This window comes from Salmonella sp. SAL4457 (assembly GCF_046548235.1).
GTDB lineage: Bacteria > Pseudomonadota > Gammaproteobacteria > Enterobacterales > Enterobacteriaceae > Salmonella > Salmonella enterica.
Window position 1 is genome coordinate 1 of the sequence record NZ_JBGDZO010000303.1, and the last position, 296, is coordinate 296.

General features: G+C 64.2%; 1 protein-coding gene. It reads left to right on the forward strand.

Annotated elements, in window-relative coordinates; genetic code table 11:
• Positions 1 to 296 (forward strand): hypothetical protein (locus tag ACLJNW_RS24385; RefSeq protein ID WP_410961240.1); only part of this gene is annotated, 296 nt, incomplete at both ends.

The window sequence follows — 296 nt, forward strand, 5'->3', positions numbered from 1 at the left end:
CCTGGAAGGACAGGTCGTCCACCGCCACCCGCGAGCCGAAGCGTTTGCCGAGGTTTCTTGTTTCGATCATGGTCCCCTACCTGTTCCGGCGGCCGCCGCCATGTCCGGCCAGGGCCGCGAAAAACGCGCAGGGACTATAGCCGTAGCGCCCCGCCGCCTGGCAATACGGGGCATCGGGAGAACCTTGGCAAAACGTGACAGAACCCGAACGCCTGCCGAAGGTTCTACATTCGCAACCTGTTCGCCGCCGTTCGCCGTAGGACGCGTTGCGTTCTTTTGCGGCCCTCCGGGGATTG